General features: G+C 71.1%; 10 protein-coding genes. 3 read left to right on the top strand and 7 right to left on the bottom strand.

Features of this window, described 5'->3' with window-relative positions; translation table 11 throughout:
* Positions 1-274: 274 nt before the first annotated feature.
* Positions 275-2,101 (bottom strand): glutamine--fructose-6-phosphate transaminase (isomerizing), encoded by a 1,827-nt coding sequence (glmS, locus tag QQM67_RS20490; protein ID WP_314175429.1) that lies wholly within the window; start codon positions 2,099-2,101, stop codon positions 275-277.
* A 235-nt stretch (positions 2,102-2,336) separates the two neighbouring features.
* Entirely contained in the window at positions 2,337-2,615 is a 279-nt protein-coding gene (locus QQM67_RS20485) for a hypothetical protein (RefSeq protein WP_314175427.1), read from the bottom strand.
* 260 nt (positions 2,616-2,875) lie between these two features.
* Here QQM67_RS20485 and QQM67_RS20480 point away from each other — a divergent pair, with 260 nt between their 5' ends.
* On the top strand, positions 2,876-4,498 hold the full coding sequence (locus tag QQM67_RS20480) for a beta-N-acetylhexosaminidase (RefSeq protein ID WP_314175426.1): 1,623 nt from the start codon (positions 2,876-2,878) through the stop codon (positions 4,496-4,498).
* 104 nt (positions 4,499-4,602) lie between these two features.
* Here QQM67_RS20480 and QQM67_RS20475 read toward each other — a convergent pair whose 3' ends face one another.
* The 5 genes from QQM67_RS20475 to QQM67_RS20455 are packed head-to-tail and all read right to left on the bottom strand — an operon-like array spanning position 4,603 to position 11,491.
* Positions 4,603-5,526: a DUF4429 domain-containing protein gene (locus QQM67_RS20475; protein ID WP_314175425.1), complete on the bottom strand. Its 924-nt coding sequence runs from the start codon at positions 5,524-5,526 to the stop codon at positions 4,603-4,605.
* A gap of 7 nt (positions 5,527-5,533) precedes the next feature.
* Positions 5,534-6,697, bottom strand: a complete 1,164-nt coding sequence (locus tag QQM67_RS20470) for an acyl-CoA dehydrogenase family protein (protein ID WP_314175423.1) — start codon at positions 6,695-6,697, stop codon at positions 5,534-5,536.
* Positions 6,698-6,702: 5 nt separating this feature from the next.
* Entirely contained in the window at positions 6,703-7,683 is a 981-nt protein-coding gene (locus tag QQM67_RS20465; protein WP_314175422.1) for a hydroxymethylglutaryl-CoA lyase, read from the bottom strand.
* Positions 7,680-9,812, bottom strand: a complete 2,133-nt coding sequence (locus QQM67_RS20460; protein WP_314175631.1) for an acetyl/propionyl/methylcrotonyl-CoA carboxylase subunit alpha — start codon at positions 9,810-9,812, stop codon at positions 7,680-7,682. Before QQM67_RS20460 ends, QQM67_RS20465 begins: the two co-directional genes overlap by 4 nt.
* A 17-nt stretch (positions 9,813-9,829) precedes the next feature.
* Positions 9,830-11,491: a carboxyl transferase domain-containing protein gene (locus QQM67_RS20455; RefSeq protein WP_399067223.1), complete on the bottom strand. Its 1,662-nt coding sequence runs from the start codon at positions 11,489-11,491 to the stop codon at positions 9,830-9,832.
* Between the two features lie 140 nt (positions 11,492-11,631).
* Here QQM67_RS20455 and QQM67_RS20450 point away from each other — a divergent pair, with 140 nt between their 5' ends.
* Both QQM67_RS20450 and QQM67_RS20445 read left to right on the top strand, forming a co-directional pair.
* Positions 11,632-12,306: an SACE_7040 family transcriptional regulator gene (locus tag QQM67_RS20450; protein WP_314175421.1), complete on the top strand. Its 675-nt coding sequence runs from the start codon at positions 11,632-11,634 to the stop codon at positions 12,304-12,306.
* A gap of 93 nt (positions 12,307-12,399) precedes the next feature.
* Entirely contained in the window at positions 12,400-13,557 is a 1,158-nt protein-coding gene (locus tag QQM67_RS20445; RefSeq protein ID WP_314175420.1) for an acyl-CoA dehydrogenase family protein, read from the top strand.
* Positions 13,558-13,700 lie beyond the last annotated feature (143 nt).

The following is a 13,700-nucleotide window of genomic DNA, read 5'->3' as shown; positions in this document are numbered from 1 at the left end:
TCGGCATGTGGATTGTGCGCTTGTGAGGGGCATATAGGTGGCACGGGGACGCCCGCACATAGGAAAAGCGTGCTGTCGCACGGGAGGTGACGGTCCCGTGGGACGGCAACCTGCCGGCGTTATGGGCGACGCCGGCAAGGGGAGGCGGAATCCCGCGTGGATGGTGGCCCGCGCGGGATTCCGCCCATCAACTTCGGCCTGCGGGGCCGCCGGACGTCTTCCTCGTACCTCGCCCTGTGCGTGATCCCCGTACGTCTGCCGGCCCGTCAGACCGCTACTCGACCGTGACGGACTTCGCCAGGTTCCGCGGCTTGTCGATGTCGCGGCCCAGCGCCAACGCCGTGTGGTACGCGAGGAGTTGGAGCGGAATCCCCATCAGCACCGGGTCCAGCTCCACCTCGTTGCGCGGCACGAGGATCGTGTGGTCCGCCTTCTCCTGCTCCTGATGCGCCACCGCGAGGATCTTGCCGCTGCGGGCCTTGATCTCCTCCAGCGTCGCCCTGTTCTTGTCGAGCAGTTCGTCGTCGGGAAGGATCGCGACCGTCGGCACCGCGGGCTCGATCAGCGCGAGCGGCCCGTGCTTGAGCTCGGAGGCCGGGTAGGCCTCGGCGTGGATGTACGAGACCTCCTTGAGCTTCAACGACGCCTCGCGCGCCACCGGGTAGCCCCGCACGCGGCCGACGAACATCATGCTCTTGGCCCGCGCGTAGTCCTCCGCGAGCTTCTTGATGTCGTCCTCGGCGCGCATGATCTCGTCGATCTGGCCGGGCAGCCGGCGCAGCCCCTCGATGATCCGCTTGCCGTCGGCCACCGACAGGTCGCGGATACGGCCGAGATGGAGCGCGAGCAGCGCGAAGGCCACGGCGGTGTTGGTGAAGCACTTCGTGGAGACGACGCAGACCTCGGGCCCGGCGTGCACGTACACACCGCCGTCCGTCTCGCGTGCGATCGCCGACCCGACGACGTTCACGACGCCCAGCACGCGTGCGCCCTTGCGCTTGAGCTCCTGGACCGCGGCGAGCGTGTCGTACGTCTCGCCGGACTGGCTGACCGCGATGTAGAGGGTGTCCGGGTCGACGACCGCGTTGCGGTAGCGGAACTCGCTGGCGGGCTCCGCGTCCGCCGGCACGCGCGCCAGCTCCTCGATCATCTGGGCGCCGATCATCCCCGCGTGGTAGGCCGAGCCGCAGCCGAGGATCTTCACGCGGCGCATGCTGCGCGCCTCGCGGGCGTCGAGATTGAGGCCGCCGAGGTGGACGGTCGCGAAGCGCTCGTCGATGCGGCCGCGCAGCACGCGGTCGACGGCGTCGGCCTGTTCGGCGATCTCCTTGTGCATGTACGTGTCGTGGCCGCCCATGTCGTACGACTCGGCCGCCCACTCCACCGTCTCGGGCGAGGTCGAGGTGCGCGACCCCTCGGTGGTGTACGTGCGGTAGTCGTCGGCCTTGATGGTGGCCATCTCGCCGTCGTCCAGGGTGACGACCTGGCGGGTGTGGGAGACGAGCGCGGCGACGTCGGAGGCGACGAACATCTCGTGCTCGCCGATGCCCAGCACCACCGGGGAACCGTTGCGGGCCACGACGATGCGGTCGGGGAAGTCCGTGTGCAGCACCGCGATCCCGTACGTGCCCTCGACCATGCGCAGCGCTTCCTGGACCTTGGCCTCCAGGCGCTCGGCCTGTGCGCGGGCGATGAGGTGGGAGAGGACCTCGGTGTCGGTCTCGGAGGCGAACGTGACGCCGTCGGCGGTGAGTTTGGCGCGCAGCTCCGCGGCGTTGTCGATGATGCCGTTGTGGACGACGGCGACCTTCTCGTCCGGATCGAGGTGCGGGTGGGCGTTGACGTCGTTCGGGGCGCCGTGGGTGGCCCAGCGGGTGTGGGCGATGCCGGTGGTGCCCGCGAACTTCGCGGGGATGCGGTCCTCCAGGTCACGGACGCGGCCCTTGGTCTTGGCCGTCTTGAGGCCGGCGCTCCTGCCCGTGCCGCTGCTGTGGATCGCGATGCCGGCGGAGTCGTATCCCCGGTACTCCAGCCGCTGCAAACCCTCCAGCAGGAGCGGAGCAACCTCGCGTCGGCCGATATATCCCACGATTCCGCACATATTGGCTGTTGCCTCTCCCTCGTCGGTTTCCACTCTGTGGTGGGCTGGTCGTCGTTCTGTTCCGTCGTATGGCGGGCGCCGGAACCGTTCGCCGGTTCGTCGGCCCTCATCGTCGGGCTTTCGCCGTCGGATGTTCGTCGTCCGTCATCTGTCAGCTGTCATCCGGCGCCTGTCATCCCGCACCTGCCGTCCGGCATCGGCCATCCGCCATCGGCCGTCGGTCGTCCGACATCCGTCATCCGTAGACGATGCGGCGCAGTTGCCGCAGTGACAGATCCGGGGGTGCCACCGCTCGGTACGGCAGCTCGGACGAGATGCGGGCGAAGATCTGCGGGTTGTTCTGCCCCCTGGATTGCAGCTCGCGGTGGCGGCGGCGTACGAACTCCTCGGTCGTCTCGTCGAAGTACGCCAGGACGTCCAGAACGATCCGGGCCGCCTCACCGCGCTGGAGCGGTGTCGTGCGGACCAGATGGTCGATGAGGTCGTCGTGGACCGGCGTACGCACTTCGAGCACACCTTGATATTGCGGGCTCGGGGCAGTGAACGCAAGAAACCTGCCCGATATCGGGCACACGTGTCGAGAGTAGCTGCGCGTGATCTTGCGGTGACGGGGTCCGGCCCGCGCGGGCCCCAGACGGCCCGCGAGTGGTCTACACCTTGACCCGGCGTGAGGGGCGCGATACACAGTGTCCGTTCGTCTGCTCCCCGCAACCCCGGCTCTCGCGGCACCGCCGCCTGGGCCCCCGTGCGCGACGTCCACCGAAGGGACCGCTCGTGAGACGAATCCCGCTGCTGCTGTGCGCCGCTCTCCTCGCCACCGTCGTGCCCGGCTCCCTCGGGGCCACGGCGACTGCCGCCTCCGCCGAAGACGCCGGGCACCGCGCCGGGGAGCCCACGCCGCTCGACCAGGTCGTGCCGGCACCCGAGTCCGTACGGAAGGGCGGCGACCCCTTCACCGTCACCGAGCGGACCGTGATCCGCGTGACGGGTTCCTCCGGCGACGCGCAGCGCGTGGGGAACCAACTCGCCGCGCTGCTGCGCCCGTCCACCGGATACCGGCTGCCGGTCACCACGACGCCCGGCAGCGACGGCATCCAACTGCGCCTCGCGGATGAGGAGTCCGGCAAGTCGGGCCTGGGCGCTGAGGGTTACCGGTTGAAGGTCTCGCCGCGTGCGGCGGTCATCAGCGCACCCACCGGCGCGGGTCTCTTCCACGGCATGCAGACGCTGCGCCAACTGCTGCCCCCGCAGGTCGAGTCGCGCACCCCGCAGCCCGGCCCGTGGCAGGTGTCCGGCGGCACGATCACGGACCGGCCGCGTTACGCGTACCGCGGCGCGATGCTCGACGTCTCGCGGCACTTCTTCAGCGTCGGAGAGGTGAAGCGCTATATCGACCAACTCGCCCTGTACAAGGTCAACAAGCTGCATCTGCATCTCTCCGACGACCAGGGATGGCGCATCGCCATCGACTCCTGGCCACGGCTCGCGACCTACGGCGGTGGAACCGAGGTCGGCGACGGCCCCGGCGGCTACTACACCAAGGCCGACTACCGGGAGATCCTGCGCTACGCCGCTGAGCACGAGTTGACCGTCGTGCCGGAGATCGACATGCCGGGGCACACCAACGCCGCGCTCGCCTCGTACGCGAAGCTCAACTGCGACGGCGTCGCGCCGCCCCGCTACACCGGCACCGAGGTCGGCTTCAGCTCGCTGTGCGTGCCGCTCGACGTCACGTACGACTTCGTGGACGACGTGGTGCGCGAACTGGCCGCCATGACGCCCGGCCGCTATCTCCACATCGGCGGCGACGAGGCGCACTCGACCAGCCACGAGGACTACGTCGCGTTCATGGAGCGGGCGCAGAAGACCGTCGCGAAGTACGGCAAGACCGTCATCGGCTGGCACCAGCTCACCGGCGCGAAGCCCGCCGAGGGCGCCGTCGCGCAGTACTGGGGGACGAGCGGAGCCGCCGACGAGCCCGAGGTGGCGGAGGCGGCGAAGAAGGGGACGAAGCTGGTTCTCTCCCCGGCCAACCGCGCCTACCTCGATATGCAGTACAACGAGGACACGCCGCTGGGGCTGCACTGGGCCGGATATGTGGAGGCGCAGCAGTCCTACGACTGGGAGCCCGGCAGCTATATCAAGGGCGCGCCCGCCGACGCGGTGCTCGGGGTCGAGGCGCCGCTGTGGTCGGAGACGCTGGAGAAGAGCGAGCACATCGAGTTCATGGCGTTCCCGCGGCTTCCCGGCATCGCGGAGCTGGGCTGGTCGCCCGCTTCGGCGCTCGGCTGGGAGGGCTACCGGGTGCGGCTGGCGCAACAGGGGCCGCGCTGGGAGCAGTTGGGCATGGAGTACTGGCGCTCGCCGCAGGTGCCGTGGCCGGACGAGGGAGAGTGACGGCGGGGAGAGTGACGGCGGGCCGCCGAGACGTCTGGTCCCGGCGACTGGCCGGATCGGGGCGCCGGGTTCGTCCGGGCCCGGGGTTCGTCCGGCGTCGGGCGTCAGAAGCGGTCGATGACGGCCTTCTTGGCCGTGGTGAACTCCTCGTCGGTGAGGACGCCTTCGCGGTGCAGCTCGCCGAGTTCGCGCAGGCGGTGCAGCAGCCGGTCGTGGTCCCCGGCGGTCCCGCCGTCCGCGGTCTCCGCCGGGCGCGCGCCGTCCTTGGCGAGGGACGGGGCAAGCTCGGCCGGGCCTGATCCGGCGGCCGCCTTCGTCCCGGCGGGATGAGGCAGCCGGGCGGTCACCGCGGCGGCCAGCAGGACCGAGCCGCCCGTCTCGCGGGCCTGCCGAATGCCCCACAGCATCAGGCAGTTGGGGTCGTGCTCGGGCTTGAGGACGGTGTGGTTGCCCTTCGGCCGGAAGCGCAGCGAGCCGTTCTCCCAGCCGATCGCGGGCGTCCACTCCACGCCGTCGAGCTCCTCGAGGGTGAAGTTGCGGGGGCCCGTGTGTGACTTGGCCTCGTTGGCCATCCAGTTCCACTCCAGCTGGACGCGCTCGCCGTCGAAGGAGGCCGTGCCGTCCGTGCCGCCCGCCGTGAGCGGAACCGCGGGCCCGGGCAGCAGATAGCGGTCGGTGGGCGTGTCCGGGACCTCGTCCAGCAGCAGCGCGCGGCGGAGTTCCTCCACGAAGTACTCGGCGACGCCGGTGCGGTCCTTCTCCACCGGCAGTTGGTACGGGTCCGACGCGTCCGGCAGTCGCCCGCTCGCCACCTGGGCGAGCGGGTCGGCTCCTTCTCGCAGGCGCAGCCGCAACCGGCCGCCCTTGCGGCCCGGCTCGTGAGCGATGCCGGAGATCGCCGTGATCGGTACCGCCACCTCGCCCAGCGCCTTGCGCAGAGGGTGCGTGTGTTTCTCCATGGCAGGGACGATCCGCACGGTCTCGCCGTCGAACGTCCATGTGCCGGTGCGCTGGATGATCTCCGCCATGCGGCGATTATCCGACGCCGAGCTCCCTGGCGACCAGCATCCGCTGGACCTCGCTCGTGCCCTCGCCGATTTCGAGGATCTTGGAGTCGCGCCACATGCGGGCCACCGGGTATTCGTTCATGAAGCCGTAGCCGCCGTGGATCTGGGTGGCCTCGCGGGCGTTGGTCACCGCGATCTCCGAGGAGTACAGCTTCGCCAGCGCCGCCTGCTTCTTGAACGGCTCGCCGAGGATCAGCCGGGACGCCGCGTCACGCCACGCGACCCGCGCCGTGTGCGCGCGCATCTCCATGTCGGCGAGCTTGAACTGGATCGCCTGGTTGGCGCCGATCGGCTTGCCGAACGCTTTCCGGGTGTTGGCATAGGAGACGGATTCGTCGACGCAGCCCTGGGCGAGCCCCGTGGCCAGCGCGGAGATCGCGATCCTGCCCTCGTCGAGAATGCGCAGGAACTGGGCGTAGCCGCGGCCCTCTTCACCGAGCAGGTTCCCGGCGGGGACCCGTACGTCGGAGAAGGACAGCTCGCGGGTGTCCGAGGCGCTCCAGCCGACCTTCGAGTACGGGGCGGCGACGGTGAAGCCGGGGGTGCCGGAGGGGACGATGATCGTCGAGATGCGCGGAGAGCCGTCGTCCTTGCGCCCCGTGACGGCGGTGACGGTGACCAGACCCGTGATGTCCGTACCGGAGTTGGTGATGAAGCACTTCGAGCCGTTGATGACCCACTCTCCGGTCTGCTCGTCGCGCTCCGCCGTCGTACGGGTGCCGCCGGCGTCCGAACCGCACTCGGGCTCCGTCAGGCCGAACGCGCCCAGCATCTCGCCCGAGCACAGGCGGGGCAGCCACTCGCGCTTCTGCTCCTCCGTGCCGAAGCGGAAGACCGGCATGGAGCCGAGGGAGACGCCGGCCTCCAGCGTGATGGCCACCGACGAGTCGACGCGGGCGAGCTCCTCCAGGGCGAGGCAGAGCGCGAGATAGTCGCCGCCCATGCCGCCGTACTCCTCGGGGAAGGGGAGCCCGAAGAGGCCCATCTCGCCCATCTGGCGCACGATCTCGTACGGGAACTCGTGGCGCTCGTACAGCTCGCCGATCTTCGGGGCGACGACCTTCTGCGCGAACTCCTCGACGGTGCGGCGGAGTTCCTCGTGCTCTGCGGAGAGACGGTGATCGAGAGACATGATGGTCACTGCTCCTTGTGGGAGTTCGGTCGGGAGCCGGCACCGGTGTCCGCGCCGGTGAGCGCTCGCACGGTGCGTGAGGGGCTGGGGCGCCCCAGCCGGTCCGCCATCCAGCTGCTTGTGGCCGTCAGACGGGCGAGATCGACGCCCGTCTCGATGCCCAGGCCTTGCAGCATCCAGACGAGGTCCTCGGTGGCGAGATTGCCGGTGGCGCTCTTGGCGTACGGGCAGCCGCCGAGGCCGCCCGCGGAGGCGTCGACGGTGGTGACGCCGTGCTGGAGCGCGGTGAGCGTGTTGGACAGGGCCTGGCCGTAGGTGTCGTGGAAGTGGACCGCGGTACGGGCGGCGGGCACGCCCGCGGCGGCCAACTCGCCGAGCAGCGCCGCGACATGGCCGGGCGTGGCGACGCCGATGGTGTCGCCGAGGCTCAGCTCGTCGCACCCCATGTCCAGCAGCGCGCGGCAGACCCGGACGACCTGGGCGGGCGGGACGGCGCCCTCCCACGGGTCGCCGAAGCACATGGACACATAGCCGCGCACCCACTGCCGCTCCGCCTTGGCGCGGGTGACCACCGGCTCGAACATCGCCAGGGACTCGTCCAGCGAGCGGTTGAGGTTGGCCCTGGCGAACGACTCCGTGGCGCTCGCGAAGACGGCGATGTGCCGGCAGCCGTGGGCGACGGCGCGCTCCAGGCCGCGCGAGTTGGGCACCAGCACGGGCAGACGCAGGTCCGGAGGAAGGTCGCCGAGCAGCGGCATCAGCTCTTCTGCGTCGGCGAGTTGGGGAACCCACTTGGGGTGCACGAAGCTCGTCGCCTCGATGGTCCCCAGCCCCGCATCGCGCAACCGGTGGATGAACTCGGACTTCACCTCGACGGGGACGGTCGCCTGTTCGTTCTGGAGGCCGTCCCGCGGGCCGACTTCGTGGATCCGCACCTCGGACGGCAGGCCGTCGCCGGTGAAGCGCATGGGCAGGCCCTCGATCATGCCGTCGCCTCCTCGGCGCCGTCGGTTCCGCCGTCCGCGGGGTGCGGCTCCACGACCGCCAGCACCTGGTCCATGGCGACGGTGCTTCCCGCCGTGACGTCCAGCTCGGTGACCGTGCCGTCGTACGGGGCGGTGATCACGTGTTCCATCTTCATCGCCTCCACGACGAGCAGGCTCTGGCCCGCCGTCACCTTCTCGCCGGTCGCGGCCTTGACCACCGTGACCGTGCCGGGCATGGGCGCGGTCAGTGCGTCCGCGCCGTGCGCTCCCGCGCCGCCGCGGAGAGCGGCCGCCACCGGGTCGTGATCCTGTATGTGCCAGCTGTCGCCGTCGCGGCCGAGCCAGTGGCCCGAACCGGAACGCGCGTGGGCCAGCCGGACGGTGGCTCCGTCCCATTCGACGAGCAGCCCGTCCGGCCCGGCTCCGGCACCGAGCCGCGCCGTGTGCGGCTCGCCGTCGCCGACTCGAATCCGCACGCCGTGGGGATCGTCGCCGCGAGCCCGCCCCCGTACTTGGACGGCGACCGGGTCGTGCCCCGGCGCGCGCAAGTGGTGCACCGTCCAGGCCGGTTCGCCGCCGAGGCGCCAGCCCGAGGGCACGGAGAACGGGTCCGTCCAGCCCGAGGCGGCGGGCCCCGGCTCCAGCTCCGCCTGGCGCAGCAAGGCCGCCGCGGCGTAGATCTCCTCGGGAATCCGCCGCGGCACCAGGGACGCCGCCGCGCGGTCCACCAGCCCCGTGTCGAGAGCGCCCGCCGCCACATCGGGATGTGCCGCGAGCCGCCGCAGGAAACCGGTGTTGGTCTCCACGCCGAGCACCGTCGTCTCCGCGAGGGCCGCCCGCAGCCTGCGCAGCGCGGTGGGCCGGTCCGGGCCGTGGGCGATGACCTTGGCGAGCATCGGGTCGTACGTCGTGCCGACCTCCGTGCCCGGCAGCAGCCCGGAGTCCGTCCGCACGCCGTGGCCCTCGGCCTCCCGGAGCAGCAGCACCGTGCCCGCCGAGGGCAGGAAGTCGACCCTGCCGCCGTCCTCTTCGCCACGGGCATCCGCCCTGGCTCCGGTGTGCGGGAGGGCCACCTCGGCGCAGATGCGCGCCTCGATCGCGTGGCCGTTCAGCGAGATGCCCGACTGGTCGAAGGGCAGCGGCTCCCCGGCGGCGACCCGCAGCTGCCACTCGACGAGATCCAGGCCCGTGATCATCTCCGTCACGGGATGCTCGACTTGGAGGCGGGTGTTCATCTCCATGAAGTAGTACGGGCGTTGGGCGCCGTCCCCGCGCGGTGACGGCTCGCCGCCCGGGACGATGAACTCGACCGTGCCCGCGCCCCGGTACCCGCAGGAGCGGGCGGCGTCGACCGCGGCCTCGCCCATCGCCGCGCGGGTCGCCTCGTCGAGCAGCGGGCTCGGCGCCTCCTCGATGATCTTCTGGTGGCGGCGCTGGAGGGAGCACTCGCGCTCGCCGAGGTGCACGACGTTGCCGTGCCCGTCCGCGAGGATCTGGATCTCGATGTGGCGGGGGGAGTCGATCCAGCGCTCCACGAGCAGCGTGTCGTCGCCGAACGAGCCGAGGGCCTCACGCCGCGCGGCCGCGATCTCCTCCGTCAGCGCTCGCTCCTCACGCACGAGCCGCATGCCCTTGCCGCCGCCGCCCGCGGAGGGCTTCAGCAGCACCGGCATGCCGATCTCCCGTGCGGCGGCGGCGAGTTCGGCGTCGCCGAGCCCCCAGCCGGACGAACCGGGGACGACGGGGACGCCCGCCTCCCACACCGTCTCCTTCGCGCGGATCTTGTCGCCCATCAGCTCTATGGCCGCGGCCGGCGGGCCGACGAAGACCAGCCCCGCGTCCGAACAGGCCTGCGCGAAGGGGGCGTTCTCCGCGAGGAAGCCATACCCCGGGTGGACGGCCTGCGCGCCGCTGCGTGCCGCCGCCTCCAGCAGCCGCTCGGCCGAGAGATAGCTGGAGGCCGCCGCCGCGGGCCCGATGCGCACGGCCTCGTCCGCCTCCCGCACATGGCGGGCGTCGGCGTCCGCGTCGCTGAAGACGGCGACCGAGGCGATGCCCAGCTGCCGCAGAGTACGGATCACGCGCACCGCGATCTCGCCGCGGTTGGCAACCAGCACGGTGTCGAACATGGTCACTGTCCAGCCCCTCACATACGGAAAACGCCGAAAGCGGGCTCCGCCGGATCCTTCGCCGGCAGCGGTGCGTTGGCGCACGCGGTGAGCGCGAGACCCAGCACCGTCCGCGTCTCCAGCGGGTCGATCACCCCGTCGTCCCAGAGCCGGGCCGTGGCGTAGTAGGCGTTGCCCTGCTCCTCGTACTGCGCGCGAACCGGGGCGCGGAACTCCGCCTCCTCCTCGGCGCTCCACTCCTCGCCGCGCGCCTCCATCTGGTCGCGCTTGACGGTCGCCAGGACGGCCGCGGCCTGCTCGCCGCCCATCACCGAGATCTTGGCGTTCGGCCACATCCACAGGAAGCGGGGGCCGTAGGCGCGGCCGCACATCGAGTAGTTCCCCGCCCCGTACGAACCGCCTATGACGACCGTCAGCTTCGGCACCCTCGTACACGCCACGGCCGTCACCATCTTCGCGCCGTGCTTGGCGATGCCGCCCGCCTCGTAGTCGCGCCCGACCATGAAGCCGGAGATGTTCTGAAGGAAGAGCAGGGGGATGCCGCGCTGGTCGCACAGCTCGATGAAGTGGGCGCCCTTCTGGGCCGATTCGGAGAAGAGGATGCCGTTGTTGGCGACGATGCCGACCGGATGGCCGTGGACGCGGGCGAAGCCGGTGACCAGCGTCGTGCCGAACTCGGCCTTGAACTCCTGGAATCGGGAGCCGTCGACCACGCGCGCGATCACCTCCCGCACGTCGTAGGGCGTGCGGGAGTCGACGGGCACCGCCCCGTAGATCCCCGAGGGGTCGACGGCGGGCGGCTGCGGCGCGCGCACCGACCACGGCAGCGGACCGCGCCCGGGCAGGGTGCTCGCGATGTGGCGGACGATGCGCAGGGCATGCGCGTCGTCCTCGGCGAGATGGTCCGTCACGCCGGAGATCCGGCTGTGCACCTCGCCACCGCCCAGCTCCTCGGCGGTCACGACCTCGCCCGTGGCGGCCTTCACCAGCGGCGGGCCGCCGAGGAAGATCGTGCCCTGCCCTCGCACGATCACCGCCTCGTCGCTCATCGCCGGCACATACGCGCCGCCCGCCGTGCACGAGCCCAGCACCGCCGCGATCTGCGGAACGCCCGCGCCCGACATGCGGGCCTGGTTGTAGAAGATCCGGCCGAAGTGCTCCCGGTCGGGGAAGACGTCGTCCTGCATGGGGAGGAACGCGCCGCCGGAGTCGACGAGATAGACGCACGGCAGCCTGTTCTCCAGGGCGATCTCCTGGGCGCGCAGATGCTTCTTCACCGTCATCGGGTAGTACGTGCCGCCCTTGACCGTGGCGTCGTTGGCGATGACGACGGCCTCGCGCCCGGAGACCCTTCCGATCCCGGCGATGACGCCCGCCGCCGGGGCCGCCCCGCCGTACATCCCCTCCGCCGCGAGCGGCGCGATCTCCAGGAAGGCGGAGCCGGGGTCGAGCAGTGCGTCCACACGGTCGCGCGGGAGGAGCTTGCCGCGCGCCGTGTGGCGCGACCGGGCCCGCTCGCCGCCGCCCAGCCGGGCGGCCGCCAGCTTCTCGCGCAGCTGGGAGGCCAGCTCGCGGTGCGCGGCCTCGTTCGCCCGGCAGGCCTCCGACGCCGGGTCGATGCCGCTGACCAGCGCCGGCGCCGCGGCCTCCCCGGACTCCTGCGGCTGCTCGTGCCTCACGTCGCGCCCCCTCGCCTCTGCTCGCCGGACCGCCCGGAACCGGCGGCCTTGTCGCCGGTGGTCGATGACCGGTGGTTAACGTCCATTAACCACCGCCCTCAAGGTTAACGCTCGCTAACCGTCCTGTCTAGAATGGACTCATGAGCACGCAGACGGGGCCCGCCCCCACCCGCCGCGAGCAGATCCTGCGGGAGGCTGCCCGTCTCTTCGCCGAGCGCGGATTCCACGGAGTCGGAGTCGACGAGATAGGAGCCGCCGTCGGCATCAGCGGCCCCGGTCTCTACCGCCACTTCGCGGGCAAGGACGCCATGCTCGCCGAGCTCCTCGTCGGCATCAGCGAGCGGCTGCACGAGGGCGGCCGGATGCGGGTGGAGGAGTCGGCGGCGGCCGGGCTCGCGCCCGAGGCCGCGCTCGACGCGCTGATCGCCGGCCACATCGACTTCGCCCTGGACGACCGCTCGCTGATCACCCTCCACGACCGCGAGCTGGACAGGCTCCGGGAGAGCGACCGCAAGCAGGTGCGCAAGCTCCAGCGGCAGTACGTCGAGCTGTGGGTGGACGCCGTGCGTGCGATCTATCCGGAGCTGACGGCGCTGGAGGCCCGCGTCGCGGTGCACACCGTCTTCGGGCTGCTCAACTCCACGCCCCACCTGAGCGGTTCGTCCGCCCTGCCCGACCGCGAGACCACGGCCGCCTTGCTGCACCGCCTGGCGCGCGGCGCGCTGGCCGCCGCCCCCGCACAGAGCGGAGGTGTTCGTTCCGCCGACGGGTCCGCGCCTGCTGCCGCGGGTAACACCTCTGGACGGCGCAGCTGACCGTTGGGTAGCTTGTTGGCTGAGCAAGCGCTTAGCCAAGGCCCGGAGCCGGGCGGCCGCGCGCGACACAGCGGGATCGAAGGAGGCGGGCCAGTGCGACGCACGGTGTTCGACGAGGACCACGAGGCATTCCGTCAGACCATCCGGGACTTCATCCAGGCCGAGGCCGTACCCCACTACCAGGAGTGGGCCGAACAGGGCTATGTCCCGAGGGACTTCTACAAGAAGCTCGGCGAGCTGGGCGTCTTCGGCATCGAGGTGCCGGAGGAGTACGGCGGCGCGGGTGAGAAGAGCTTCAAGTTCAACGCGGTGATCACCGAGGAGTGCGCGCGGGCCGGCGTCAGCTTCGGCGGCTCCAGCGTGCACACGGCGCTCTGCCTCCCGTACATCCTCAAGTACGGGAACGAGGAGCAGAAGCGGCGCTGGCTTCCCTCCTTCGTCTCCGGCGACATGATGACCGCCATCGCCATGACCGAGCCCGGCACCGGCTCCGACCTCGCGGGCATGAAGACGACGGCCAGGCTCTCCTCCGACGGCCAGCACTACGTGCTCAACGGCGCCAAGACCTTCATCACGGGCGGCGTCCAGGCCGACCGGGTGCTGGTGTGCTGCCGTACGTCGCCCCCCGACCCCGAGGACAGGCGCGGGGGGATATCCATCCTCGTCGTCGACGCCAAGAGCGAGGGGTACGCGGTCGGCAGGAAGCTCGACAAGCTGGGCCTGCGCGCCTCCGACACCGCCGAACTCTCCTTCACCGACGTCAAGGTGCCGGTCGAGGACATGCTCGGCGAGCCCGGCAAGGCGTTCACCTACCTCACGCACAACCTGCCGCAGGAGCGGCTGGGCATCGCCATCGGGGCGTACGCGATGTCCGCGGCGGCGGTGCGGTTCGCGCACGAGTACGTGAACGAGCGCACGGTCTTCGGCCGCGAGGTCGCCTCGTTCCAGAACACCAAGTTCGTGCTGGCCGACTGCAAGGCCGACGTCGACGCCATGCAGGCCGTGTGCGACCGCGCTCTGGAGGCCCTGGACGCCGACGAGTTGACGCCCGCCGACGCCGCCTCCGCGAAGCTGTTCACCACGGAGCTCGCGGCCCGCGTCATCGACAAGTGCCTTCAGCTGCACGGCGGTTACGGCTACATGCTGGAGTACCCGATCGCCGGTCTGTACGCCGACACCCGCGTCTCGCGGATCTACGGCGGCACGAGCGAGGTCATGCGCTCGATCGTGGCCAAGTCCATGGGGCTGTGACCGGTGGCCACCGGCGCAGGCGAGGCGAGCGTGAGCCGCGGCAGAGCGGGCGGGTCCGGCTCGGGCCGGGTCGCTGTGACCCGGAACGCTTCGCTCCGGATTGTGATCTGCGCCGTAAACGCACGTAGCACCCCGCGTGCACA

This window comes from Streptomyces winkii, assembly GCF_032248595.1.
GTDB lineage: Bacteria > Actinomycetota > Actinomycetes > Streptomycetales > Streptomycetaceae > Streptomyces > Streptomyces winkii.
This window is presented reverse-complemented; position numbering and strand designations above follow the sequence as displayed.

Excerpts from the sequence above, each read along its gene's own strand:
- glmS (WP_314175429.1), bottom strand. The coding sequence starts at position 2,101 with ATGTGCGGAATCGTGGGATATATCGGCCGACGCGAGGTTGCTCCGCTC.
- QQM67_RS20450 (WP_314175421.1), top strand. The coding sequence starts at position 11,632 with ATGAGCACGCAGACGGGGCCCGCCCCCACCCGCCGCGAGCAGATCCTG.
- QQM67_RS20475 (WP_314175425.1), bottom strand. The coding sequence starts at position 5,526 with ATGGCGGAGATCATCCAGCGCACCGGCACATGGACGTTCGACGGCGAG.
- QQM67_RS20460 (WP_314175631.1), bottom strand. The coding sequence starts at position 9,812 with ATGTTCGACACCGTGCTGGTTGCCAACCGCGGCGAGATCGCGGTGCGC.
- QQM67_RS20470 (WP_314175423.1), bottom strand. The coding sequence starts at position 6,697 with ATGTCTCTCGATCACCGTCTCTCCGCAGAGCACGAGGAACTCCGCCGC.
- QQM67_RS20465 (WP_314175422.1), bottom strand. The coding sequence starts at position 7,683 with ATGATCGAGGGCCTGCCCATGCGCTTCACCGGCGACGGCCTGCCGTCC.